At 37.9% G+C, this 23,716-nt stretch carries 28 protein-coding genes, 1 riboswitch and 1 other annotated feature; of the genes, 7 read left to right on the forward strand and 21 right to left on the reverse strand.

Features of this window, described 5'->3' with window-relative positions:
* Positions 1-16 precede the first annotated feature (16 nt).
* Positions 17-119: riboswitch (TPP riboswitch) on the reverse strand.
* A 412-nt stretch (positions 120-531) separates the two neighbouring features.
* The 7 genes from FCL54_RS13460 to FCL54_RS13490 form a co-directional block, all read right to left on the reverse strand.
* Complete coding sequence (locus FCL54_RS13460; protein ID WP_138127148.1) at positions 532-1,689, reverse strand: GNAT family N-acetyltransferase; 1,158 nt, start codon at positions 1,687-1,689, stop codon at positions 532-534.
* A gap of 106 nt (positions 1,690-1,795) precedes the next feature.
* Positions 1,796-2,641 carry an alpha/beta fold hydrolase gene (locus FCL54_RS13465; RefSeq protein ID WP_138127149.1) on the reverse strand — a complete coding sequence of 282 codons (846 nt, stop codon included), beginning with the start codon at positions 2,639-2,641 and terminating at the stop codon, positions 1,796-1,798.
* A 110-nt stretch (positions 2,642-2,751) separates the two neighbouring features.
* Entirely contained in the window at positions 2,752-3,042 is a 291-nt protein-coding gene (locus tag FCL54_RS13470) for a hypothetical protein (protein WP_138127150.1), read from the reverse strand.
* 60 nt (positions 3,043-3,102) lie between these two features.
* Positions 3,103-3,555: a GNAT family N-acetyltransferase gene (locus FCL54_RS13475; RefSeq protein WP_138127151.1), complete on the reverse strand. Its 453-nt coding sequence runs from the start codon at positions 3,553-3,555 to the stop codon at positions 3,103-3,105.
* Positions 3,556-3,643: 88 nt separating this feature from the next.
* Positions 3,644-5,281, reverse strand: coding sequence for a methionine--tRNA ligase (gene metG / locus FCL54_RS13480; RefSeq protein WP_138127152.1), 1,638 nt, complete (start codon positions 5,279-5,281; stop codon positions 3,644-3,646).
* Between the two features lie 56 nt (positions 5,282-5,337).
* Positions 5,338-5,604, reverse strand: a binding site (T-box leader).
* A 57-nt stretch (positions 5,605-5,661) separates the two neighbouring features.
* Positions 5,662-6,204 carry a GNAT family N-acetyltransferase gene (locus FCL54_RS13485; protein WP_138127153.1) on the reverse strand — a complete coding sequence of 181 codons (543 nt, stop codon included), beginning with the start codon at positions 6,202-6,204 and terminating at the stop codon, positions 5,662-5,664.
* Positions 6,205-6,319: 115 nt separating this feature from the next.
* Positions 6,320-7,210, reverse strand: a complete 891-nt coding sequence (locus FCL54_RS13490) for a LysR family transcriptional regulator (protein ID WP_171016840.1) — start codon at positions 7,208-7,210, stop codon at positions 6,320-6,322.
* Positions 7,211-7,332: 122 nt separating this feature from the next.
* On the opposite strand from FCL54_RS13490, the gene FCL54_RS13495 reads away from it, so the two are divergent.
* On the forward strand, positions 7,333-7,953 hold the full coding sequence (locus FCL54_RS13495; protein WP_138127155.1) for a class I SAM-dependent methyltransferase: 621 nt from the start codon (positions 7,333-7,335) through the stop codon (positions 7,951-7,953).
* Positions 7,954-8,026: 73 nt separating this feature from the next.
* Here FCL54_RS13495 and FCL54_RS13500 read toward each other — a convergent pair whose 3' ends face one another.
* The 5 genes from FCL54_RS13500 to FCL54_RS13520 all read right to left on the reverse strand — a co-directional run bounded on the left by FCL54_RS13500 (position 8,027) and on the right by FCL54_RS13520 (position 13,381).
* The gene (locus FCL54_RS13500; RefSeq protein ID WP_246055238.1) at positions 8,027-9,259 is read right to left on the reverse strand and encodes a dicarboxylate/amino acid:cation symporter; all 1,233 of its coding nucleotides are present in this window, start codon (positions 9,257-9,259) and stop codon (positions 8,027-8,029) included.
* A 917-nt stretch (positions 9,260-10,176) separates the two neighbouring features.
* Entirely contained in the window at positions 10,177-10,959 is a 783-nt protein-coding gene (locus FCL54_RS13505) for an arylamine N-acetyltransferase family protein (protein ID WP_138127156.1), read from the reverse strand.
* A 93-nt stretch (positions 10,960-11,052) separates the two neighbouring features.
* On the reverse strand, positions 11,053-11,541 hold the full coding sequence (locus tag FCL54_RS13510) for a GyrI-like domain-containing protein (RefSeq protein ID WP_138127157.1): 489 nt from the start codon (positions 11,539-11,541) through the stop codon (positions 11,053-11,055).
* Between the two features lie 87 nt (positions 11,542-11,628).
* Positions 11,629-12,294 (reverse strand): DUF421 domain-containing protein, encoded by a 666-nt coding sequence (locus tag FCL54_RS13515; RefSeq protein ID WP_138127158.1) that lies wholly within the window; start codon positions 12,292-12,294, stop codon positions 11,629-11,631.
* A 121-nt stretch (positions 12,295-12,415) separates the two neighbouring features.
* Entirely contained in the window at positions 12,416-13,381 is a 966-nt protein-coding gene (locus FCL54_RS13520) for an MBL fold metallo-hydrolase (RefSeq protein WP_138127159.1), read from the reverse strand.
* Between the two features lie 215 nt (positions 13,382-13,596).
* On the opposite strand from FCL54_RS13520, the gene FCL54_RS13525 reads away from it, so the two are divergent.
* Positions 13,597-13,797: a hypothetical protein gene (locus FCL54_RS13525; RefSeq protein WP_138127160.1), complete on the forward strand. Its 201-nt coding sequence runs from the start codon at positions 13,597-13,599 to the stop codon at positions 13,795-13,797.
* On the forward strand, positions 13,798-14,067 hold the full coding sequence (locus FCL54_RS24815; protein WP_138127161.1) for an OsmC family protein: 270 nt from the start codon (positions 13,798-13,800) through the stop codon (positions 14,065-14,067).
* Positions 14,068-14,331: 264 nt separating this feature from the next.
* Here FCL54_RS24815 and FCL54_RS13535 read toward each other — a convergent pair whose 3' ends face one another.
* A complete protein-coding gene (locus tag FCL54_RS13535; RefSeq protein ID WP_425467127.1) occupies positions 14,332-14,808 on the reverse strand; it encodes a YhcN/YlaJ family sporulation lipoprotein in 477 nt (158 codons plus the stop codon).
* Positions 14,809-14,971: 163 nt separating this feature from the next.
* On the opposite strand from FCL54_RS13535, the gene FCL54_RS13540 reads away from it, so the two are divergent.
* Positions 14,972-15,295, forward strand: coding sequence for an LSm family protein (locus FCL54_RS13540; protein WP_138127163.1), 324 nt, complete (start codon positions 14,972-14,974; stop codon positions 15,293-15,295).
* Between the two features lie 168 nt (positions 15,296-15,463).
* Here the strand turns inward: FCL54_RS13540 and FCL54_RS24420 are convergent, their stop codons facing one another.
* From FCL54_RS24420 to FCL54_RS13555, 4 genes are all read right to left on the reverse strand, one after another.
* Entirely contained in the window at positions 15,464-16,480 is a 1,017-nt protein-coding gene (locus FCL54_RS24420; RefSeq protein WP_246055242.1) for a 3'-5' exonuclease, read from the reverse strand.
* 178 nt (positions 16,481-16,658) lie between these two features.
* Entirely contained in the window at positions 16,659-17,759 is a 1,101-nt protein-coding gene (locus tag FCL54_RS24425) for a HelD family protein (protein WP_246055244.1), read from the reverse strand.
* Between the two features lie 173 nt (positions 17,760-17,932).
* Positions 17,933-19,093 (reverse strand): hypothetical protein, encoded by a 1,161-nt coding sequence (locus FCL54_RS13550; RefSeq protein ID WP_138127164.1) that lies wholly within the window; start codon positions 19,091-19,093, stop codon positions 17,933-17,935.
* Positions 19,086-19,643 (reverse strand): sigma-70 family RNA polymerase sigma factor, encoded by a 558-nt coding sequence (locus FCL54_RS13555; protein ID WP_138127165.1) that lies wholly within the window; start codon positions 19,641-19,643, stop codon positions 19,086-19,088. The genes FCL54_RS13550 and FCL54_RS13555 overlap by 8 nt, the downstream gene beginning before the upstream one ends.
* A gap of 267 nt (positions 19,644-19,910) precedes the next feature.
* Between FCL54_RS13555 and cspB the strand changes: the two genes are divergently transcribed.
* Positions 19,911-20,108, forward strand: coding sequence for a cold shock-like protein CspB (gene cspB, locus FCL54_RS13560; protein WP_138127166.1), 198 nt, complete (start codon positions 19,911-19,913; stop codon positions 20,106-20,108).
* A 47-nt stretch (positions 20,109-20,155) separates the two neighbouring features.
* Here the strand turns inward: cspB and FCL54_RS13565 are convergent, their stop codons facing one another.
* Both FCL54_RS13565 and FCL54_RS13570 read right to left on the reverse strand, forming a co-directional pair.
* Positions 20,156-20,440 carry a phospholipase gene (locus FCL54_RS13565; RefSeq protein ID WP_342773889.1) on the reverse strand — a complete coding sequence of 95 codons (285 nt, stop codon included), beginning with the start codon at positions 20,438-20,440 and terminating at the stop codon, positions 20,156-20,158.
* A gap of 254 nt (positions 20,441-20,694) precedes the next feature.
* A complete protein-coding gene (locus FCL54_RS13570) occupies positions 20,695-21,162 on the reverse strand; it encodes a hypothetical protein (protein WP_138127167.1) in 468 nt (155 codons plus the stop codon).
* A gap of 144 nt (positions 21,163-21,306) precedes the next feature.
* On the opposite strand from FCL54_RS13570, the gene FCL54_RS13575 reads away from it, so the two are divergent.
* Entirely contained in the window at positions 21,307-21,543 is a 237-nt protein-coding gene (locus FCL54_RS13575) for a hypothetical protein (RefSeq protein WP_138127168.1), read from the forward strand.
* Between the two features lie 178 nt (positions 21,544-21,721).
* Here FCL54_RS13575 and FCL54_RS13580 read toward each other — a convergent pair whose 3' ends face one another.
* Both FCL54_RS13580 and FCL54_RS13585 read right to left on the reverse strand, forming a co-directional pair.
* Positions 21,722-22,282, reverse strand: a complete 561-nt coding sequence (locus FCL54_RS13580) for a sugar O-acetyltransferase (RefSeq protein WP_138127169.1) — start codon at positions 22,280-22,282, stop codon at positions 21,722-21,724.
* A gap of 82 nt (positions 22,283-22,364) precedes the next feature.
* A complete protein-coding gene (locus FCL54_RS13585; protein WP_138127170.1) occupies positions 22,365-22,778 on the reverse strand; it encodes a VOC family protein in 414 nt (137 codons plus the stop codon).
* 173 nt (positions 22,779-22,951) lie between these two features.
* On the opposite strand from FCL54_RS13585, the gene FCL54_RS13590 reads away from it, so the two are divergent.
* Positions 22,952-23,692, forward strand: a complete 741-nt coding sequence (locus tag FCL54_RS13590; protein WP_138127171.1) for a CAP domain-containing protein — start codon at positions 22,952-22,954, stop codon at positions 23,690-23,692.
* The last annotated feature ends 24 nt before the right edge of the window (positions 23,693-23,716 follow it).

A 23,716-nucleotide genomic window follows, 5' to 3' on the forward strand; every position in this document is an offset into this window, starting at 1 on the left:
ACAATTAGATATCACCAAACGTTCCGTACCACTTCCCTTCGCTAGTATTACCTAGATCAGGTTCAAGGGTTAAGGCAGCGATTGCCTCTCTCAGCTTTTCAGCACCCCTAGTGTTACATATGAAGTTTTGTTCCAAATTTCTTATTAACATAGTTACACAATTAAAATTTGAAGTCAACAGTCTTTTCTTGAGGATAGTTAACGAAAGACGTCCTCTAAATAACAATGAGGTCATTACTTAGATGAACAGAAATAATCTTGTTCAACTCTTCTACGGTCAGCGCCGGCATCTCTTGATTTGTCTTCTTAGAATACATGGTCTGCCTGGCATTTTCCTGGTAATCCCTGAATTGCTTTTAAGAGGATTAATACTTTCTCCTCAAGCCTGTTGTCATCTCCAACAGGAGGTAATTCCGCATTCACCGTGCCCTGTCATGTTAATTCCGTACGGAGGTTCAGCATCATTTATTCGGAGTTTCAAGATAAAATCATTGAAAAAGGAGCAGCTAGCAGCTACCCCAAGAATATTTTTTAGAAAAAGTCATAAAAACTAGCCGGTCTCGTAGGAATACCTTCTTTAAACTTTTGAAACTCTTCCTTGCTTCCAGATATTTTCCTGCAATCATATAAGAAGTCAGCTGTTTGATAACCGATTAAAGCTGCCATCAGTGTCTGGATGTCCATCTGTAAACCTTGCTGCTTATCCGCATTCTCGGAATACTCTACCTTACCTTCTGAAACAACAAAGGTTCCATTGTTCCACTCTGCAAAAGAATCCTTAATATGCAATGTCAGTGGTTCATCAGTTTTGTTCAGCTCATACTGTTCAAGGAATGGATTAACATCTACAATACGTCCCATAAAATACGGAAAGATTTCCTGCTCAATCTTCGGCTGTTTTAATAAAAACGGCTGCTGGTCATCGATCGGTAAGATCATTTTTACTTTATTTGCCATAGAGTCGTGCTGTGAGATAAAGTTCCAGAGCCCTCTTCGCGCCAGTTCATCCATGTAAACCATTTCCTGTACATCTAGCAGCTGGTCTTTCATTTTGTAGAGAACGTAGCCCTTTGGATTTTTATTCTCATCATAATAGACGCCCGCCTGAAAACCTTTCGTGAAAATGGCCTGTGTCCACCAGTAGTCTTCCCTTTTTAATAACCCGTTGTACCTTTTGAAGTAATACTCGTAAATTTTTTTAACAGGATCAAGATTATCGTCCTTGTATATCCGCTCTACTGTTCCGTTTATATCTTGATATATGAACAGGTTCTTTGCTTCGAAATTGTATTTTTTCATGGAAGCGGTGATTTCCCATCCAAAGCGACGGTAAAAATCAATATCGAACGGATGGAGGAAGCTGACCATCTGCCCTTTTTCTTTCATACTGAGCAATGATTTTTTTAAAAGTCTTGAAACAGAACCTTTCCTTCGATGTTCTGGCCAGGTCGCTACTCCAGCTACTCCACCCATGGAATAAAATTTCTCATTGATGGAAACCTCGAGCGATAGAATATGTATCTTTGACATAAGTTGCTCCTCTGTAAACTCACCCCATATTTCATGCCTTTTCAGTCTTTCAAGCCTTTCTTCCTTCTCACTCTCACTGACTTCATACTGAAATGCATATTCAGATAACCGCAGAGCCTTGATCAACTCTTGTTCTTCTAGCTTTCTTATATGAGCCATCACTATTCCCCCTGTTCTTTCGACTATCTAAATGATACTACTCCTTGATGAAAGAATATACTGAATTTTTCAGAGGCTCTTTAAACTCAAATCGTAATAATATGCTTTAAGCGTCTCCTAATGTTTTTAATCCCTGGATGATAACATCCGGTCGATCGATATGAATTTCATGATCACTTTTTTCAGCAACAATCAATACTCCCTTCGTTGATAAACGGGATAACTCGACCTGAAGCTTTCTCCAGACATCTTCATACATTATAGCCTCTTCTTCTGGAATCTTATGTTCTATAAAAGGTTTGATTGATTCTTCTTTGTCCCTGGCTATTACCACCAGCGGAATATCAGGGAACGCTCCCATCTCCTTGATCATCCTGCCGCTTTCATCCCAGTGTCCGAAATCGTTTGCAATCGTTTGAAACAGTGTGGGATCGGTTATAAATTCCTCAAATTTCTTTCCCTCGTGTTCAGACAGATCTTCCTTATTCTTCTCAATCATACCTTTGAATTCTTCTCGGAGTCCTTTTGACGATCTTTGAGATGCCATTACGTTACTTTCTATCATTTTCTCCAAAGAGATCAAGGAATTCATCACAGGTAGATTCAAGTGGTACAGCTCTCTAAAATTATAAGAAGTGGAATCTAGCAAGATCAATCCTTTTATCTTTTCAGGATATTTCTTAACAAAGTGCTGGGCACATAATCCGCCATAAGAATGGCCCATCAGCAAGAATGGCTCGGTTATGCCAAGGTATTCGACAAGACTATTTAGTTCTTCTGAAATATATTCGGTTGTTCTCGCTTTCGTAGTTGCAGTGCTGTTTCCGTAGCCTGCCCGATGGTAAAGGATAACTGTAAAGTCTGCTTTAATTTTATCAACAAAAGGATACCAGCTATAAAAGGAACAGCCGATACCAGTTTCAATTAATAAAACAGATTTACGCGGATCCAAATACTTTGTATTCTAGTGATGGTTGAGTCAATTGCGGTACCTCCAAAAACTTAGTCATGAACTACTTCCTTTGATGGATTCCATTTCCTCCTGAAAAATAGAACAACATGCTAGGCATCTCCATAATAGTCCGCGAAATACAGAAATCCTTTTTTCTTCACGATGTAATTTTTCAAAAATCCCTGTGTGCTCTTTTCCACCGGTGGACTAGAAAGGCTATAGCATTTAGCATTTTCTTCAGCTAGTTTTTCTTTATCCACCCTGTTATGAAAATAGTCATCGACAATGGATGAAGATATCGCTGCCTGTGGGTGCCCCATCATCAATACGTGCGTTCTAAGTGCTAGATTCGGAGTGAGATGCAGCGAAACAAACAGGACAATCACAGTACCAATAAACATAATTAATTTTCTAATGCCAATCGTCTCCTTTTTTTAAGCATGATTTAATGAAAAAATCTATCATTCCTTAAGAAATCTCGCCTCTTCCAAATACTTTTTCGCTGGCTCCGGATCTAAGTATCTGGCCATCGCTGTCTTATGCTTTCTTAAGCCCAGTTTTTCATAGAAAGGTTCTCGTCCCTCTGTAGTCGTAAGATGAATAAAGTTCACATCATCCATTTTTGATAAAATATTAGCCATCAGCTTCCTGCCGATACCCTTGCCCTGATAGTCGGGATGAATAATCACATCATAGACCGCACCATAAAAGACTCCATCGGAGATAACCCTTCCACAGCCTATCAGCCTGTTATCATCATATAGAAGTGCAACATAATAACTCGAATGAAACGCCTGCTGAAGATTTTCCTTTGTCCGCCCTTTCCATTCCACTGTTTCAAAGAGGTTTACAAGTTCTCCCCAATCTAATCCCTCTAATGAATTACAGATCTTTATCTGATTTGTATTTTCCATTTCCTGTGATCCTCCTGTTAAATTCTTCTTTTATGTTATCAAAAATATATTCTTTTCGTAATTCTCCCTCTCCTCTTTTCCTCGTACACTATTTAACACTTTCCCGACGCAGTTTATCCAGCTCCTCTTCTATACGTTCCTTTTCAATTCTTTCGAAAAGCGGTTTAACCTCATGTAATGAGACAACCGTATGCTCGGTTTCTTCCCACTTTAATTCTCCCAGCCGAAGCATTTCTTTTACTTTTTCACTGGAAAAAGGAAGAAAAGGATATAGCAGCTGTGCAAGGTTTGCAATAATATAAACACAGGTTGCCATCGTATCATCACAGGATGTTTTCTCTTCTTTCACCTGTTTCCATGGTTTCTGCTCATCAAAGTATTTATTTGTGTTTCGAATATAACAGAAGATTTCTTGAAGAGCATTTTTAAAATGAGTGTGAGAGATCAATGAACCGACTTTTTCATATAGTTTATTTGTAGTTCTTTTGATATCTACATCTACTTTTCCAACCGGAACGTTTCCTTCATAAGCTTTTTCGATAAACTTTAATGTTCGATTGACAAAATTGCCATACGCTCCAAGCAGCTCGCTATTATGACTATAAATAAATTCCCGCCATGAGAAATCCGCATCTCTGTTTTCAGGAGCGTTGATCGTTAAGAAATAGCGTATAGAGTCGGCGTTATACCTGCTTAAAATATCCGGAATCCATACTGCCCAGTTCCTGCTTGTAGAAAGCTTTTTCTGTTCCAGGGTTACGTATTCATTAGAAACGATATGTGTCGGCAATGCACGTTTTCTTATTCCAAGGAGAATCGCCGGCCAGATAATCGTGTGGAAAGGTATGTTATCCTTTCCATGCACATAATAGGAAACAGCATTTTCATCCCAGAAAGCCGTCTCCTCTTTTTGGTGCTCGGTAGCCCACTGTTTACTTGCTGAATAGTAACCAGACACCGCTTCGATCCATACGTAGATCTTCTTATCTTCATAACCCTTTACAGGTACACTCACCCCAATAGGCAGATCACGTGAAACTGCCCGGTCATGAAGGCCTTCTTTTAAGTATCTTTCTGTTAATTGAATGGCATTATCACGCCACCTGTCTTCTGTTCTTGCCTTTCCCAGATAGTGTTCCAACTCTTTCTGGAATGAACTTAACTCAAAATAGAAATGCTCAGTTTCTTTGATAATTGGAGTGTAGCCACAAATTTTACACTTTTTCGAAAGAAGGTCTAACGGGTCTAAAATGGCTGAACAATGATCACATTGATCCCCTCTCGCTTCCCGACTGCAATAAGGGCAGATTCCCTCCACAAACCTATCCGGCAAGAACTGTTCACAGGAATCGCAATAGCACTGTTCTACCTCTTTTTTGTAAATCCAATTATTTTCTAGCAATTGAAGAAAGATAGACTGCACCACCTCATGATGGTGGGTTGAATCCGTCCGTGTATAACAGTCGTATGTGAAACCCAGTGCCTTAAAGCTCTCTTCAAACTCCTTGTGGTACCTGTCGGCGATTGTCTTTGGTGAAACACCTTCCTGCCTTGCTTTAATCGCGATCGGCGTTCCGTTACAGTCACTTCCCGAAACATACAGCACCTTTTCCCCTTTCACACGAAAATATCTCGCTAAAATGTCACCGGGCAATAAGCTTGCGATATGTCCCAAATGCAGCGAACCATTCGCATAAGGCCATGCTCCACCAATAAAAATACTCATTTTACATCCTCCTTTTTACAAAAAATAAAAAACCTCGCCCTAAGACAACAGCATTGTCAAAGGACGAGGTATCACTCGTGTTACCACCTTTTTTCGCTAATAACTCACATTATCAGCCTCACTAAGTACGGAGCTTAAAAGAAACTCTTATACTCTGTCATTTGTAACGAGTGACAAATCTCGTCTGAATCTAATTCTTTTAATGAATGTCGACCCATCGGCTCAGAGACCATTTTCAATCAATTATTTTCTGCTTCTTTTCAGCAACCGAAGCTCTCTGTTAGAAAATGAAGTTGATCTACTTTCCTCATCATCGCTTTTCCCTGCTTATAAATTTTCCTTATTATTGCACAGAATAGAAAATATTAAAAGCACTAATTTTATATCAGTTCTTTTCCCATGATTATTTGTGGACTTTCTATAGAAAGGACCGGAGCATTCATTTTGATTAGCATCCATCCTTTCTTTTGATAAAACTTAATTGCAGGATTGTTGCTGGTGCCTGTCGTCAAAACTGATGTCCTATGATCCGCTTGAGATAGCAATTCATCATGCAAGCGGCTCGCAATTCCAAGACGTTTGTAGGAAGGGTCCACAGCTATCTCGACAAACTCAAAGCAATTACTCAACCAGTGTTTTATCTGTTCTTCTGTGAGCTGTGCTGCGATTTTTTGTCGGTAAAATTGGTCTGGAAAACTTGAATATCCATAAGCAAATCCAACGATCCTTTCTTTTGTATCTTTTCCCTTTACACCATAGAATCCCTTGTAACCTGCATGTTTTTTAATATTGGAAACTGCAGCCTCTTTATCATCGGTTGTATAGCCTTCTTTTAAAAATGTTTTACAGTATAGCTCTCCTATTTGTTCCAAATCTGTGTCCTGTTGATCAAAAGTATCGAATGTGATATTTTCTGATAACATACTTCACCCCGTAACCATTCATAAAATTTTGATTGAACAATGTACTACTAAAAATCGATTCTATTGGCTGTTGCTATTGTCTTTATACCGTTAAAAAGCTATGAAGCCATTCCTTTTATATATCGACCATACCATTCAAGACTTTTAGAAAAGTCTTTGCAGATGGTGTTAATGCGTATTCGCTTTCTAAGCTTACCAGCGCTATTTTCCTGAATAATGCCGGAAAATCCGCCGGCTCAAGCTTAACGAGCGTTCTGCTATCTAACAATTCTTTCGCAAACGATTCAGTGAGCAGTGTGACACCATGCCCCTTTCGGATAAAATCCATTGCTGTGAAAGGAGGAAGCTCTAACGATTCCAGCCCAAAGCTCATAAAAGTCTTTTGCCAATGCTTACTCTCCTCACTCCAGTCCGTGAGAATATATGGGTTGCTGTATTTAAACACATCTCCTACAGTATAGCTTTTTGCTTTTAACCTGCTTAATTGATGGTTTTTATTAGCTGCAAGGATAAGGGGTTCCTTTATCAAAAGCAGTTCTTTCAAGTCACTATTAAAAAACGGAGAAGTGATCAAGCCCATTTTTACAAATCCATCATACAGCATTTCCATGATTTGCTGATTATGACCTGTATGGATAACCAGGTTAATCTCTGGATAATTCTGTTGCATTGCCACGATCGCTGAACTAAATAGACCAGTTGTAAAAGTAGGCAATGTCCCTATTTTAATTTCTCCCCTTTTTCCTTCTTTGATCGATTGAGCTCTTTCTGCTCCTTTTAAAAGAACTTCTAATGCCTGCCTTGCATAAGGAAGAAATCCCTTGCCCAAATCTGTTAGTTCCATATGTTTTCCAACTCGATTAAATATAGGGCCTCCGATGCTTTTCTCCAGTTCTTTAATTCGTAAGCTTATCGTAGGCTGTGAAACATCCAGGTACCTTGCCGCTTTACTAAAAGACCCTAGACGGACAACCTGATCAAATGCCTTCAGCTGGTTGATTTCCAACGCTCCCACTCCCTCCTATAAAAAAATCTAATAATAAGTATAGTTTCTATTATATTGTTTAATATCTTTTTCCTACCTATACTTTACCTATACAAATCTTAAAAAGAAAGAAGGAAAGAATCTTGCTATTAAAAAAATTTAGAGACATCATCGACAGTCAATACAGAATGCCGAGTGGATTGTTGGGATGGTATATAGGCGAAAAAATGAATCGCCAGCATAAAACTGAAACTAACTGGACAATCAACCTTTTAAACCTTCAGGAAAACGAAGATATTCTTGATATAGGATGCGGAGCAGGTTATGCAATAAAACTTTTGCTAGACGAATCTCCTACTCATCGGGTTACTGGAATAGACTTATCAAAGACCCTCATCAACTCGGCAAAGAGAAGAAACTATAAAAAAATCACCAATAAAAGAGCTTCGTTTGTTCTTGGAAATGTAAACAATCTTCCTTTTAAAGACAGACAGTTTTCGAGAGTGTTTAGCATCCATTCAATTTACTTCTGGGGAGATTTACAAGGATCAATCAATGAGATACACCGAGTGCTTAAACCAACAAGTTCTCTGTGTATTACACTTTGTGATGGAAAAAATGGAGTAAGCTGGGAGGGGATAACTAAAATGATTCATTCACAACTTCTACCTTTATTGGAAGAGGCTGGCTTCAAAAACGTTAGGATTATAAGGGGTCCACTCTCCAGAAAATACCACACTCTAGCTGTTACCGGTGAACTGTGACCAGGCAGCCTGTGCCTGACAGATTTCTGTTACTTAAAAACCAGACATCAAAAATGATGTCTGGTTCTAAGAATCATGAAGAAACGGGTTCTTTTTCATTATCTTCTGTTTTACTGATCAAAGTAGTTCCGACAAGATCACCTGTGACATTCAATGCTGTTGCTCCCATTCCAACGAGGGCGTCGATTGAAGCAAGCAATGCAACAACTTCGATCGGCAATCCAACCTGCGCAAAGACTGTTGCGATCATGACAAGCCCTGCACCGGGTACTCCAGCAGTACCGATTGATGCGAGTGTACCGACAACAACAATGGCAACCATATTTGCAAGGCTTAGAGTCGTATCCGTATAATTTGCTGCGAATACAGCAGAAACCGCGATTCTAATCGCTGCTCCGTCCATGTTTATCGTTGCGCCAAGTGGCAAGCTAAAGCCATACAAACTTTTAGATATACCTAATTTACTTGCTGCATTTAACGTTACCGGCAATGTTCCAGAGCTGCTCTGGGTCACGAAAGCCGTAATCATCGGAGTACGGGCCTGGGCAAAAAACTGCCCTGGCTTCACTTTAAATAACAACATTAAAACAATATAAATTCCAATTTGAACGAACAAAGCTATATAAAGAACAGCGACCATATTTCCAAGCGAAAGTATGGTGTCTAACCCCTGGTTCCCAACCGTTTTTGCGATAATAGCAAAAATACCGATCGGAACATATTGCAAAATGATGTTCATGATCTGAAAAGTCGCTTCATTCATTCCATCGACCACTTTATAAATGTGATCGCCAAGCACTCTATGTTCATCTGAACTTCTCAATGCAGAAATGGCAATTCCAAAAGTAACTGCCATAAAAATAATGCCGAGTAAATTCATTTCAGTGAATGCCGTAACAATATTGCTCGGCACGATATTGAGCAACACACTCGCAATGCCGGGATGCTCATTAGCCTCGATTGTTTCATTCGTCTGCTGGGTAATTCCTTCACCCGGCCCCATGACCGTCGCCACAATCAATCCGACGATAAGTGCCAGAGCTGATGTTACCACATAATATAAAAACACTTTTCCACCCATGCGTCCTAAATTTCCTAACCGTGTCTGGTTAACTCCGACAATCAATGTAAATAAGATCAGCGGAATGATTATAAACTGAAGCAACCGAATCAACAAGTCACCGAATGGCGCCAATACATTTGCATCCTCGCCAAAAATAAGACCAACGATAACACCAAGAAAAAGCGCAATCGTTATTTTTATTATTAAAGATACATTTAGATATCGTTTCATAAGTGTACCCAAGTTATTCCCTCCTTTTTATCTATTATTCCTATAAGTTTTATCGGGATTATACTAGTAAATTAATCGGAAAATGTCAACTATAAGAACTTTTTCTGTTTTGTCTTATACTAAATGATCTTTTTGCTTACTTGTTGTATAATAAGCTCCCATTAAGGATGAACTGCGACGCAATTGCAGCATTGATTTCCGGGCAGTTCGCTTTCCGCCGGCAACGCTTCAGCTTCCTTGTCAGCAAAAACCGCCTGTCTAGTTTCGGCTCACAGAGACTAGTGGATTTCCCTCACCTCCTTGCGATAAGGCAACATCGGCTCTCTTTCATTCGGCGTTGATTCTTATCTCCATGCGATTCAATCCAATCCATACCTCTCTTGGCGTTCGCCTCCACTTTTCAACACTGCGGGATCTTCAGATGTTGCTTTTCCCGCAGGAGTCGACTGCCCTCTGCTCCAATTAATTGACGTTTTCAAAGATGTGGAACGTCAAAGACAGCTCAGCGAAGGTAATACACGCAGACTCCTCGAAAATGAACATCACAATTTCTCCGTGCGATATAACGCTGCCGTATCCTTCCTTGTCCTGCGAGCCCCCGGAAAGCGTAGTGTACTTCCGTAGCGGTCAGCCGTTTGCTATGTCGCAGTTTTTCGCTTTTGTGGATAAACAACAATCTTTTAGAAAAGAGCCTTACTAAGTAAAGGGATAATTCGAGAATAAAAGGAAGAACTAAAGAAGCTTTCATAAGTAAGAGGGATAAAGTGTTTTATCCACATTGCTCTCTTAAGCGGAATTAACGGAGGTGATAAGAATAAGATGGCTGATTCAAAAGCCAGGAGTTCAATCTAGCGTTCGCACCTGGAAAACAACATGTGACCTGAATGCAATGGAAATGGAAAGCTGACCCTGACCCGCTGTACTCAATATTATCGTTGAATACCAAAGTGTTTTTGCAACATCTCTGTAAATTGTCTTTTATCAATATTCTCTTTCTTCACTTTTCCATCGACCCATTCAGTAAAAGAAGTCCCTGTTAAAGTTATATTTCCTCTGTCTGTTAACCGGGTAGCTAAAGGGCGCTTGTTAAAAGGAGAATCGGGGTGTTTTCGAATTACTTCTTGCACCTCGTTTAAAGTGGATACGTTCTTCATTGCCTCCGACGCATCAAAAACATACCCTGGTTTCCATTCGTTCTCTTTTTGATATAGCTTCATAAAAAATATGTAATCACCGTGTTCAGTATCAACACCTTCAACACGAAACGCACCATTTTTAGATGTCACAATCTCGCCGTTAAACGGAACAGGTTTTAAAGGTAAATTCGTTCCAAAACCAGTATCAATGATATAAGATTGTTCTTTGTGATTCAGAATAATCGCTACATGGGTTTTCCCAATCGTATTCCATCGTTGATTTGAAGAATCATATGTTACTCCCCGAATCAAAGAAACATTAAAACCATTCTCTAGCAAAAACAAATAAAGAATAGCGTTCAGGTCATAACAAAGTCCACCTTGATTTTTTGTCAGTATTTTCGTTATGAGATTCTCCTTTGTTATTTCATCTGCTTGATCTTCTAGAACATTCAAGTTTTCAAATGGGATTTCCATCGCTGCATTATTGAGAACCTCAGGTAAGTTGTTAAAAGTAATTGTTTTATTTTTAGAAAGACCAATCCTTTCTCGAAACAATAAGTTCAGGTTATTCATAAACATTCCTCCTTTACAGGCCATTTTAAAGTATTCTAAGCAAAAAAAAACGTGTGAACACTCACACGCCATGAAGATTGCTATCTCTAATAATCACTTTTTTATAACAGGAATCAAGATATCAAAATGAGGATCTTCCAAATCGCGGCCAACCGGGTATCTCTCATGTTTGATAGGAAGGTCATCGTAGTACGTTAAATCTGTTTCTGTATATGGAGAATACTCGCTTTCCTTAAACCATTGATAAAGGTTTTGGTAAGATTCTCCGATATCCTTCCCTTTTTTATGATGTGTAATAATGTAGGTCATTTCCGGCACTTTGATTTCCACCATACCTTCAGGAACTTCCTGTTCTTCTCCAACTTCAAAAACCGAATAATGTACAAAGCCATCAGGTCTCAAGTGATAGGATAAACCTAATTGAACTTCCGGGTTTACTGCTTGTTCTAGTTCTCCAACACGGCTGCTCATTTTCAAAATTACATCTTTAAGCGTATGGATCTCAGTGTAGGGTCCCTCCCATTTAAATCCGATGCCGCGATATGCCGGCACTTCTACAATGTCATAACTAAAATTAGCCACTAAAAAACCCCCTTTAATTTTTATCCGGGAGTAATTTCGATTTCAATCGTTTCTTTTCCTGCTTTCTCTTTAAATAATCCATACCTCTTAGTTGCTGGAACGTTTATTAATGTTTAACTTTTTCGTCTTTTCGTTAACATAAGCATAAATAATATCCTTCACCTTCAAATCGTTTGATTCTAAATGCTGTTGTAGCCACTCTTTGGATTTGCCAAGCAATCTTAAATTCCGATGTTGAATTCTTCCATCGATGATGACAGCGATAGGCATCCCTTCATCATCGATAGGTATTTCTAAGTGTTGAACTGTTACCGGTGTGTTTTCGGCTTTTGGAATCACACTTATTTCGCCGATCGGTTCAAGCATTGCATACTCCACGTCTGATATTTTGGGATAACCCTTACTCCTTAATATCGAAAGCACCTGTGATACAGATAAATGAGACTTTTCTAGATTGTCTTCAAGAATCTGGCCATCCTTTATTAACAAGGTGGGTTCACCTAAAAAGAAACGGTTTCCGAATTGGCTTAATGTAAGCATTGAAAAAATGATATGTAATCCAACCAGAATGGCTAATACATACAGAGTGGGCAAATATTCAGTACTGATCAGTGGTTCTGAAGCAACTGTTCCCACAATGATGATGGCAACTAAATCATACGGTGTCATTTGAATGATTGTTGACTTTCCCATCAATCTCATTATTGCTATCGTAATCAAGTACAGACTTAGAATCTTTATTACTAACATCATCGTATCACCGCTTATTAAGTAATTAACAACCTGGTATAATGTATTTTTCCCAAACTCCACATTTGAATGCCATTATTTAAAAAAATCCACCATTCTCACAGAAAGGTGGATTTTTTCTAAGTTATTTATTTAGTGTTTGTTTTGATAAGTAATCCGTTATCCCCATTGCACATACGCTCAAATCAAGATTTAGTATTTCATACACAACCGCATCCCGCGATACGTTCTTAGTATCAAGGAACCTGCTTACCAAATCAAAAAGCTTTTCAGAAATAAGTTGGGATTTTTCCTGAAAGGATAACTCCGGATTCGTTTCTATGACTGTTTTCCCGGCTTCAACAAATTTAGGTAGCCAGTGTCGTAGCTGATCAAAAACTTCATCTGGATTTTCTGACATTCCATAATGGCCAAAATAAATACGATCAACACCATAGTCCTCAATCCGTTTAGCTGATTGTAACATTGCCTCCGGACTAAATTGATTAGGAGAAGTTGAGGGCAAATAAAGCTCAACCCCATCAAGAAGCAATTGAGGATAATAAACACCAACTGTATCACCTGTAAAAACACCGTTACTTTTTGAATCAAAAATAGAAAAGTGATGTTTTGCGTGTCCCGGGGTATCCATAAAAGTAAGGGTTCTTCCTTCGCTTAACTCCAATGTATCTCCATCTTCTTTTATAATAAGGTTTTCTTCTGGAATCGGAAGTATCGGATCAAACAGTTCATCAAATTTTTCGCCATAAACAGCTTTTGCACCTTCTATAAGCCTGGAAGGATTCGAAAGGTGTCTGTATCCCTTCTGATGGACAACAACTTTTGCATTCGGGCACTTTTGAAGCAAAAGGCCCACTCCTCCTGCATGATCAAGGTGAATATGAGTCACAATGATATATTTTATTTTTTTAAGAGCTATTTTCATTTCTTCTAACCCATTCAACAAGTGAGGGAGGGACGGACTGGCACTCGTTTCAATAATAGTAAGTTCCTCTTCATGAAACACGTAAGAACCTGTTCTCTGGTTCATCCCTAAATCAAATAAGTCGATTAGTGATATGTTATAACCTAATTCAATCGGTTTCTCCATATTTTCCTCCTGTGAAAAAAAGTCGTCTGTATCTTATTTCTGTTTAATATAACAAAAATCCTTTTAACGGTAGGAAAAACCAGATAAGATATGAATACATATGCAAATTATGGGTTTTAGTTTTATAAGAAGTAACTGGTATATGTATAGCTAATCTACCCATTTGATTAGTAATCGTATAGTCGGGTATTCTTATAAATAGGTGGTGATATAAGATGAGCAAACCAATTGAATTAACGGAAATTAAAATCATCCAGAAAGATACCGCAAATAAGATCCGAGAAGCATATATCGGTGATTTCGAGGAACCTGTTATGTATGGTGTACATGGAGGGGTAAAGGAGTTTTATGGAACTGAACCTGAAACAGAATATCCGTCTACACTTGACCACATCGTGGCAGCTGCCGGCGGCTGACTGGTCGGCACTCTTTCTGGCGCGCTGGAAGCGCGTAAAATACCCACTTCGCCGGATAAAGTCAATGCAAAGGTTCAGGGTACCATCGAAGCCCCTGAAGGTGTGTTAAAAATCACTAAGATCAGCTGTGAATATAACGTCAAGGTTCCGGAGGGTAAACGAGATGCTGCCGAACGGGCTCTGTCTGTTTTTGATAGAGGCTGTCCAGTCGCCCAAACCCTTAAAGGGGCTATTGAGTTCGAACATAATTGGAACATTGAAGAATATTAAAATCTATATGAACAGAAATTCCTGATCTTTTTAAATTAGAATAAAGCCTATGGAAAAATGGTTGTAAACTAAAAACGTTTACAACCATTTTTTCTACAATATTAATAAAAAATCTTTTGGGTACATATCGATTAAGGTAAGTCAAAGTTAAAACGAAAGCTCCAGCCTAAAAATAGCCTTCTTTATCAGACAAAAAACCCCCACACCGCTGCAGATTTCCACATAATCTGGAAGCTGTATGGGAAACCAACTTCATCCTTTTAGTTAACGCTGATTTGGAAAAACCCTGCGAATCGTTTCACTGAATTCTTCTCCAAGTCCCTGAATAGGGTTACCATTTTGTACTTTATTTGCGTAGTTACCCATCCTCTTGAAAAAGTCAGGATTTGTGGATACATAAACATTGTCTATATCTTTATCTGTATCTTTTACCTGTTTAGATATTTTCTTTTCTATATCTCGTGTTAATTTACCTTCTTCGTTATCCTTTAGTGTTGCTGCCACATATGCATTATTGTCAGTTGTAATGACGTAAGCATTATTAACTTCTTTAAGATTCTCCACTCGGTCTGCCGCTTCATCCGCTACTTCATAACGGTTATTTCTGTCGTTATCGTTTACATTTTGGATGTTTGCATTGTTGTTTTTATCATTGTTATTGTCCCCATTCACGTTACATCCGACTAAAGAAAATACGCATAATCCGATAACTATTAACAAATTTTTTTTCAAATTTAACACCCCTAACCTATCTATTTATAGGTTAGAATATCCATTTTGAAAAAAATCATTCAGATGAACATTTTCCTGAGAAAACGGAAAAAGTTTTTTTATTTTTTAATGGTCAAACACATCTCTTATCACAATGAATATTTTACTAAGGTAAAAAAAGGAGGCGGATATCATGGAAAGCTATAGAGATTCAGAGTCTTCGAGCTCTTATGAACACCACCATCATGACCATCATCACTTTCATCATAAGTGTCAACAAAACTTGTACCAATTCGTTCAAGTTGAAACAAGGGATGCCTCGGTTTACCAGGGAATCCTCCATAGTTACGATAACGACAAACTTTATTTATTAATGCCTACAACCGCTCAGCCTAGAAACGATCTTGACCCCGACCAAACCCGTCAATTTTTTCCGTTCTTTGGACCGTTTGGACTATTCGGTTTTCCGTTCTATGGAATTGGCAGATTCGGACCGTTCTCACCTTTCTGGTGGTAAAAAGAAACAGGATCGGCTTCAATCTTTACAACAATGAAGCAGGCTCTTATGAGTCTGCTTTTCTAACGTTAAGCTTTAATAAAAAACAAAGGTGGATTTTAGTTATTTAACAATTAAACTACCGCTGTAAGTATAAATTGAATTTATCATAGTCATCAAGTTGTACTATTAGTTCACATTAAAAAGTTCAGATGAAATCCTATCCAGCATAAAAACACCCGGTTCTTTACCAAAGAATGACAAATGATGAAGTGGCCTTGTCATCGAAACATACAAAAGTTTTATATCGATTTCATTTTCCTCAAATACTTCATCAAAGGAACAAATGAGAACAGCGTCAAACTCCAGACCTTTTGATAAAAGGCTGTTAACTATGACAACCTCTTCTTTATTAATTTCTTCGTTTTCTCTCAGTAACTGAACAGGCAGATCGGAATGCTTCTTCAAAAGCTTTGAAATCCGCTTACACTCTTTATCATTCTTTCCTATAACCGCTACCGTTTTCATCCCATCCTTATGAAGATTTTTGATATGGTTCGATATTTTTTTGGCCGTTTCTTTTTCTGTGCTAGAATGAGGATGAAATTCAGGTTTCCTGCCATGTCGAACGACCGGTTCTACTGTTGGCAACTCAAGATTCAACAGCTTCATAATTCCATTTGCAGTGTTCATAATCTCAACTGTGGTCCGATAACTCTTTTGCAATGTTCGATAAGAAGCTCTCGGAAAAATTTGATTTACTACTAAATCCCAGTCATTAATTCCCCGGTATGAGTGAATTCCCTGTGCAAGATCACCGACAATGGTAAACATATCCGTCTCAAGTGCACTCTTCAAAGCATATAGCTGGAAGTAGCTATAGTCCTGCGCTTCATCGATCACCACATTTTTCACTCGCAGATCTTTATCGATTCCATATAACTTGTATTGAAGGTAAAGTAGGGCAGCAAGGTCTTCCTGTTCGTAGGTCTTTTCTTGATGGAGGTTTGTTTCATAGTGTATAAAGTAGTCAATTTCTTCAGTTGTTAACATTGTTTCCGCGTATTTTCCAAAGATATCCTTTTTTGTAACTAGTTCTTTATAATAGGTAAATAAATTTACATTCGGCAGCTTTTTAAGATAGGCATGAATTGCTGTGCGGGATTGTTTCTTAATTTCATTAATCGCTTCCTCTTTTTTGTCCATCGCTTTGACAACATAGTTCCGCCTTTTTTCTGCCGCACTATGAAAGAATAAAGCCTTTTCGATTTTTTCATCATAAAATTTAGTAACCTTTTCAATGAACTTCTTTTTATCTGTTCGAACATGATTCTGGAGGATTCTCTTTATCTTGTCTTTCCGTTGGTAGAAAGGTAAATAGGTGTTATTCTTCCTTCATTAGCCTGCGAATGTCTTTTGCTTCATAAACCTTGAACTTCCAGATATAAAAATCTTGATCAGGGAGCAAAGTTTGCAAGATATCTTCTAAGTAAGCATCGATTATATTCCGGAACTTTAAAGACCCTTTAAAAGCAGCAATCCATTTAAGCTTATCCGGTTCTTTTGCACTTCTGTTAATAAACTTTATCAGTTTTTCGTCCGGATGTTTTATCTTCATTTTCTTGGCGATACATGCTTTGGCGTATTCAACAAATGTTGTTTGCAAAGAACGCTCAACGCCTAACTCAGGGAGTACTTCTGAAATATAATCGATAAACAAACGGTTCGGTGCAAGAATCATCAGATCACCTGGAGAAAATCGTTCTGCATATGTATAAATAAAATAAGAAATCCGGTGTAAAGCGATGGTTGTTTTACCGCTTCCCGCAGCCCCCTGGACTATGATCGGTTTATTTAAATCGGCTCTGATGATCTGGTTCTGTTCTTCCTGGATAGTAGATACGATATCAGTTAAACGGTTGCTTGAGCTCTCTGCTAACGACTTTTGCAAAAGTTCATCGTTTGTTGTTAAATCTACATCTCGAATTTCCTGAATCTCTGCATCTTCAATTATATATTGCCTCTTCAGGGATAAATATCCTTTGTACTCTCCGCCTTCTGCTTCGTAAGATACCTCCCCCAACCTTCCATCGTAATAGAGGTTGGCGATAGGCGAACGCCAGTCCACGATTATCGGCTGCTGGGTCTCTTTGTCAAACAATGAACCTTTTCCAAAGTAAAGTTCTTCGTTCTCCTCTTTACCTTTTCTTTGAAAATTGATTCGTGCAAAGTATGGCTTTTTGTGGATTTTCTTTAAATTGAGGACTTCCTCTTCTGTTCTTCTAAGGAAATTGGCATTGGTCAACATGTTAAGATAAGTTAAACTGCTGTCTTTAAAATCAACACCCTCAAGTGCGGATTTTAAGTTTTCTCTTAAATTTTCTTCCGTTGACTGCGAAGCTCTGATTACCACATCGATATACTGCATCGTGAACTGAAGCCGTTCGACTTCCTTCTGATAATCTGCATGCTGCTTTTTTTCCATCTGACCACTCCCTCAATTTCATTTTTCACGACAGAAAAAACCATGGATTATTCGAGAGAATCCATGGTTCAAACGCTTTCAATTGTCATAGCGCAGTGTTTAATCTCAGTTAAGAGCCGTATTTACAATTATATGATAACTTTTCTGGCATTTTCAAGTTATTTTTAACCAGCTTACTTTTTCGTAATCGAATCCAACATTTTTTCCAGCATGTTTTGAGAAACATCCCCCTGGTAAATAAGGTTATAGTTTAAATCATTTTTTTCATCACGCCATTTTAAATCAATAGAACGGTCAGTCTTCGTGATGACTATATTTTTTCCATCCTTTAAATCTACTTCTTTATCACCAGGAGGCATAGAATCTTCCATGACTTGCTTTACTGAATAAGTTAATGTTTGTCCGTCCTTTCCTGTTATGGTTTGTTTAATTTGATTTTGATCAGGAAATGCATGCGTTTCTGCTTTAATTAGTTTCATATCCATTATTAACTTGTATCTCGGCGGTTCCATAAAGAAGACCATCTCATCAGGAAATTCATGGATCGTTCCTGTCGGTTCAATCGTTCCGATCCTAAATACCTCTCTATTTATTACATCGTTAAATTTTAGGCCGGTTGTTTCCAGATAGCTTCCATCCTTGTTTTTATATTTAAGCAATATTCCGGTTTTAGAGTGGAACCATGCTTGAAAAGAATCGCTTTTAATTTTTATTGCCTTTTCCCCTTTTACCTTATCTGTCCCCTGGTATGTCCACTCTTCTTTATTATTTATCATAGAAGGTAGCATAGGGAAGACATCGGAGCTATTTGCAAGTTGTTTTTTAATAGCAACCTCATCAAAAAGCTTTTGTTCATGTATACCCGTACCTTCAATTATCTGTAAGAAAGAGGTATTGTTATTTGTGTTTATTTTGTCACTTTTGGTGCTCACCTGGTAAGTTATTTTTTTTGTAACATTTTTATTTTTATTAAAATAAATGTACTTACCTTCGAATGAACCGAAAAATAAAAGCGGATCTTTAAGACGTTCGAGAAGCTGTTCTTTTGTTGTAACCTCGTTGTTCCCGGCACGCATATCATTTCCTTCTATCATTAGCTTTCCTGTTTGTCCATCTGTGAAAATCTTCGTTTCTGCAAGCGGTATGAAAGCGACTATCAGTAGAACACACACCGAGAAACTTAAGACAGGTTTTATATATCTAGATGAAACTGCTTCTGCTTGCTTTGATGTTTTTTCATACAATTGGTGAACTGTTTCCCTATTCCTTTTTGTGAACTTTATTTTTTCAAAACTGCTATTCTCAAAAGATTGTCGAACCTCTTTTTTATTCATGAAAGTCGCCCCCTTCCAATTTATGTTTAAGCAATTGCCTTCCCCTGGTTAATCTGGATTTTAAAGTATTAAGGTTTACATTAATCAAATCGCTAATTTCCTGCAGCGTAAGTTCCTCGTAATAATATAAGTACAGAACTTCACAAAACTTAGTGGGCAATGACAAAATCTCTTGAACGACCCGTTCGCTATCTTGTTTTTCAATCGAGATACTTTCTGTTGATTCCGTCTTTTTATAGCGGATTTTGTTAATGACATCAGTTAAAAAAGTTTTCTTGAAATAAGCGCTCCGTAAATGATCCTTGCATCGGTTGACTGTTATTTTATAGAGCCAGGTTTTTAGGTTTGACTCTTGTCTGAATTGATCAATTTTCGTGTAACACCGTAAAAATACTTCCTGTGCAATGTCTTCCGCAGTTCCGTGATCTCTTACATATGAAAATGCAAGCCGTAAAATATCATCGCCAAAGTCTTTCATTATCTCTTCCATTATTTGAGCTCTTGCTTCACTATCTTCAAAAGAATAATGTTGTGTATTGATGCCCTCCATTTCCATCCCCTTTTCTTTAAGTTGCTATTAATTAGACGGTTTTCATACTGAAATGGTTGATTTTCATCAAAAATTTCCTTCGCCCCAGGTTTATTAGTTCAAATTACCTATATCTTTATTTTGTATCCCTGTTATACTAAGGTTAACTGATTTTGTTCGGTATGATTGAGAGAATGAATAGCTAAAAAGTGTTTCGTCTTGAAAGATGACTATTAGAGCAACAATTAGTAATACAAAGTGGCCATATGCCACACAGGAGGATTTACAATGCTACAAGGTAAAGTAAAATGGTTTAACTCAGAAAAAGGTTTCGGATTCATCGAAGTTGAAGGTCAAGACGACGTATTCGTTCACTTCTCTGCTATTCAAGGCGAAGGCTTCAAAACTCTAGAAGAAGGTCAAGAAGTTTCTTTTGAAATCGTTGAAGGAAACCGCGGACCACAAGCTGCTAACGTTTCTAAGTAATGAAAAATGAGGCACCCATCCGGGTGCCTTTTTTATTTTGATTTTTATTACAAACAAGTAAACATCGTCCGAAACTTCATATATTGATACATAACCTGTGCATGGCGCCCTTCTTCAGTATATGGGTTGACCAGCGGTTCAAGCTGTTTCATAAATGCTATATCACACTTGCAGGATGGCCCATATTTTTTATAACAAAAATCATGAGCTTTACAGGCTGCATCAACCTCGTTGATCGGTTCTTCTGGTCCACTACATCCCGGTCCACACCACTTGTATCCAGGAAATATACAGAATCCGGGACGCGGGCCTCTCTTTTTTTCCATTGCCATATTAATCCTCCCTAAATCCCGTTAAATGTAACTATTTACTATATATTATGACCTGGAATTTAAATAGGTTTAGGAATATGCGATAATTAGTTTATGTGCACAGAACAACGATATTACCTGCTTGCAGTTACCTTTTCCATTTCTTTTTCACTTCTGCCACAACAACTTCTGTATCGTCCCAATGAAGTATGTGGGTTCTATATTCTTCCTTTTTAATCATCGCTTTCGCCTACTTCTTAAATACTTCCGACTGTCTACCTATAATTCTCTGCCATGTTCACTAACCACTCTTTGTCACTTTTTTGTTCAGTCACCAGATATTTGTAACTTTCCTTTTTTGTTTCTCGCCATTTAAGAACGTATTCTTCATCTTTATGGATCCATTCCAAATCTCTATTTGATACGTTTTTAATACTTTCAGTTGGCCAATCATCATATAAAGAAGAAGCGAGTATAAAAGTAATTCTAGAATCGTTATTAGAGTATAAAATTTTTGTAACAGGATGAGTGAAACCGTCATTGTCATATGTTATCTTTTGGATTCTATAGTTTTCCGTTAACCCTGGCTGTTTAATTTTCCCTATTGTTTTTTCGGCTTCATCTAATTGATAAAAAGTTAAATGTGTTTCATTGATATAACGATCATATAAAATGAATGCCATACCACCGATGAAAACGAGCAAAATTCCGGCAATCAGCCCCCATATTTTTATTTTCTGCATTTTTATGAAGTTCCTCCTTTGTTCCGCAGGCATGAAGTTCTATCACACGTAATTCCTGTTTAAAATCAGTTCTAAATCGATACTTTGTGTCATGGCTATCATTACAGGTATACTAAAGAAAATGGGAAAAAGGAGTGATTACTTGTGGCTGGTCCAGGACCCGGCATGGATATATTCGGCATGATGTTTGGCTTTTTGGGAATCATCTACATGCTTATAATGCTGTTTATCGTCGTCCTAACGATCGTCTTTATTTTTAAAGCAATGAGTTTTATGAAGAAAAAAACGGAAAACGACGAGCGTTTAATTCGAGCAATCGAGAATTCTAACTTAAATAAAAGGGATTTTACGATTGATCGGCCAGAGGATGAAGAATTTTAGATCAAATATGAGAAATGGCATGTTAAAAACATGCCATTATTTACTTTCTATGAACTACTGCTTGCGTTCTTATTATAAAACGAAACAAGATGAAGCTATTCACAAAGCGAATAATATGTATACGTTGGTTTAAAAGGTTGCTCCTTTATTCCTTTACGATTCCCGCCCCTGATTATAATTACTGAATTTCCTTTATTATTCTGGCAGGATTTCCTCCTACAACAACATTATCGGGAATATCATTTATAACAATTGCTCCCGATGCTATAACAACATTATTTCCGATTGTAACGCCTGGATTTATAACAGCCTTTCCCCCTATCCACACATTATCACCGATTGTTACTGGCTTTCCATATTCTGTGCCAGCATTTCTTTCAAGCGGATTTATAGGGTGTGTCGCAGTATAAATATGAGCCCCGGGAGCAATCATACAATTATCGCCTATTGTAACATTGCAAACATCTAGAATGACACAATCAAAATTAGCAAAAAAATTATTGCCAACGTGAATATTAGATCCATAATCGCAGTAAAAAGGAGGTTCGATATAAAGATTTTTCATGGATGAACCGAACAGTCCTTTCAATAAAGTTATCCTCTTATCATGATCAGTTTCAAGCGTTTGATTAAATTGCCGCGTTAATCTCCGAGCATTCTCCCGTTCTTTAAACAATTGTGGATCGAGGGGATTATATAACTCCCCTGCTAGCATTTTTGCTTTTTCAGTTTTCGACATTTGCAACTCCTTTATAAATTTTGTTTTAAGGCTCTGTTAGAGAGCGGTGTTTTTATTGAAAATCCAGAAAAACACCATATTTTTATAGACCAAAGTAATCCTTGAACCGTTTACTCAATACGCTCCAAACATCGAACTTGTTGCCGTCCGGATCATAAAACACAAAATTTCTCCCTTGATGGCCTCGGTCTTCGATTTCCCCCACCCTGACTCCTTTTTCCATTAACTCGTTATGTAGCTTCACCAGTTTATCTTCTCCGTCAACTTCAAAAGTAAAAGGAAAGTGTTCATTTCCATCGATATCCGTAAAGTTTAAAATCTGTCCGGCTTTTGCCTTAACTAAAAAGAAACTCTGGTTCGCCAGTTCTAATATACTTTTTTTATTATCCTTATAGTTCACTTCTGCACCTAGCTTTTCATTATACCATTCAGTCGATTTTTCAAGGTCGGTAACTGGTATGTAAGTCGTCCCTATTCTCAATAGCTCTTGCTTCAATTCAATTCCTCCTCAAAAAAATGCTTATAGTTTTATTCTCTTTACTTATATCGAATCCTGCTTCTTCAACTCAATGATAGCAAACCAAAAATTACATATTTCCACTCGGATAAAAACAGTCTGTACATCAAAAATTAAAGATGTCTAAATGAATTTCTAAAGGAGACAGCAAAATGAAAAAATATAACAAAAGCCTGGTCGTTATAATGCTTTCCTTAAGCGTTTTGGCGGCCTGCAATACAACTGATAATCAAGAAGCAACTAACAATAGAGCAAATTATAACCCGATGACCTTTGGCCCGGATAATCAACGGCAACTTGATAACCGAAACAACCGATTTGTCACACCGATAATTCCGAATCCAGAGGAACAGAGGGAAACCCGTTACTTTGAAAGAGACCGCCGCAATATACCTGATCAATTTTACACTCAGCCCCCTGCTCCTGAAAGAGAGCTAAACAGAGAACCGCAAGAAAACATTGATATGGGCAATCGAATGGATAAAGCTCAGCCTGCACCAAAAGTAAACTCTGAATTTAAAGAAAGAGTAATACAGCTAACTAACCAGGAACGGCAAAAAAATGGTTTACCTGCCTTAAAGCCCGATCTTGAATTAACAAAGGTTGCTCAGAAAAAGTCCGAAGATATGGTGGCAAACGACTACTTTTCGCACAATTCACCAACCTATGGTTCGCCTTTTCAGATGATGAAGCAATTCGGGGTTGACTATAGCAAAGCTGCTGAAAACATTGCTGCTGGCCAGTCATCACCAGAAGAAGTGGTTAAAGCCTGGATGAACAGTCCGGGACATAGAAAAAACATTTTAACTAAGGATTTAACACATATAGGTGTTGGAAATGCAAAAGATGAGACACAGGGTATTTACTGGACACAAATGTTCATCAGGAAATAAACTATTGGCAACCAGTTAAAAGGG

Origin of the sequence: Exobacillus caeni (genome assembly GCF_005747095.1) — a bacterium.
GTDB classification, from domain to species: Bacteria; Bacillota; Bacilli; order Bacillales; family Guptibacillaceae; genus Exobacillus; species Exobacillus caeni.

Coding starts and splice junctions, on each gene's coding strand:
- FCL54_RS13555 (WP_138127165.1), bottom strand. CDS start 19,643: ATGGAGGGCATCAATACACAACATTATTCTTTTGAAGATAGTGAAGCA.
- FCL54_RS13590 (WP_138127171.1), top strand. CDS start 22,952: ATGAAAAAATATAACAAAAGCCTGGTCGTTATAATGCTTTCCTTAAGC.
- FCL54_RS13470 (WP_138127150.1), bottom strand. CDS start 3,042: ATGTTTATTGGTACTGTGATTGTCCTGTTTGTTTCGCTGCATCTCACT.
- cspB (WP_138127166.1), top strand. CDS start 19,911: ATGCTACAAGGTAAAGTAAAATGGTTTAACTCAGAAAAAGGTTTCGGA.
- FCL54_RS24425 (WP_246055244.1), bottom strand. CDS start 17,759: ATGGAAAAAAAGCAGCATGCAGATTATCAGAAGGAAGTCGAACGGCTT.
- FCL54_RS13460 (WP_138127148.1), bottom strand. CDS start 1,689: ATGGCTCATATAAGAAAGCTAGAAGAACAAGAGTTGATCAAGGCTCTG.
- FCL54_RS13565 (WP_342773889.1), bottom strand. CDS start 20,440: ATGGCAATGGAAAAAAAGAGAGGCCCGCGTCCCGGATTCTGTATATTT.
- FCL54_RS24420 (WP_246055242.1), bottom strand. CDS start 16,480: ATGGACAAAAAAGAGGAAGCGATTAATGAAATTAAGAAACAATCCCGC.
- metG (WP_138127152.1), bottom strand. CDS start 5,281: ATGAGTATTTTTATTGGTGGAGCATGGCCTTATGCGAATGGTTCGCTG.
- FCL54_RS13550 (WP_138127164.1), bottom strand. CDS start 19,093: ATGAATAAAAAAGAGGTTCGACAATCTTTTGAGAATAGCAGTTTTGAA.
- FCL54_RS13570 (WP_138127167.1), bottom strand. CDS start 21,162: ATGCAGAAAATAAAAATATGGGGGCTGATTGCCGGAATTTTGCTCGTT.
- FCL54_RS13540 (WP_138127163.1), top strand. CDS start 14,972: ATGGAAAGCTATAGAGATTCAGAGTCTTCGAGCTCTTATGAACACCAC.
- FCL54_RS13525 (WP_138127160.1), top strand. CDS start 13,597: ATGAGCAAACCAATTGAATTAACGGAAATTAAAATCATCCAGAAAGAT.
- FCL54_RS13475 (WP_138127151.1), bottom strand. CDS start 3,555: ATGGAAAATACAAATCAGATAAAGATCTGTAATTCATTAGAGGGATTA.
- FCL54_RS13580 (WP_138127169.1), bottom strand. CDS start 22,282: ATGTCGAAAACTGAAAAAGCAAAAATGCTAGCAGGGGAGTTATATAAT.
- FCL54_RS13505 (WP_138127156.1), bottom strand. CDS start 10,959: ATGAATAACCTGAACTTATTGTTTCGAGAAAGGATTGGTCTTTCTAAA.
- FCL54_RS13485 (WP_138127153.1), bottom strand. CDS start 6,204: ATGTTATCAGAAAATATCACATTCGATACTTTTGATCAACAGGACACA.
- FCL54_RS13515 (WP_138127158.1), bottom strand. CDS start 12,294: ATGATGTTAGTAATAAAGATTCTAAGTCTGTACTTGATTACGATAGCA.
- FCL54_RS13520 (WP_138127159.1), bottom strand. CDS start 13,381: ATGGAGAAACCGATTGAATTAGGTTATAACATATCACTAATCGACTTA.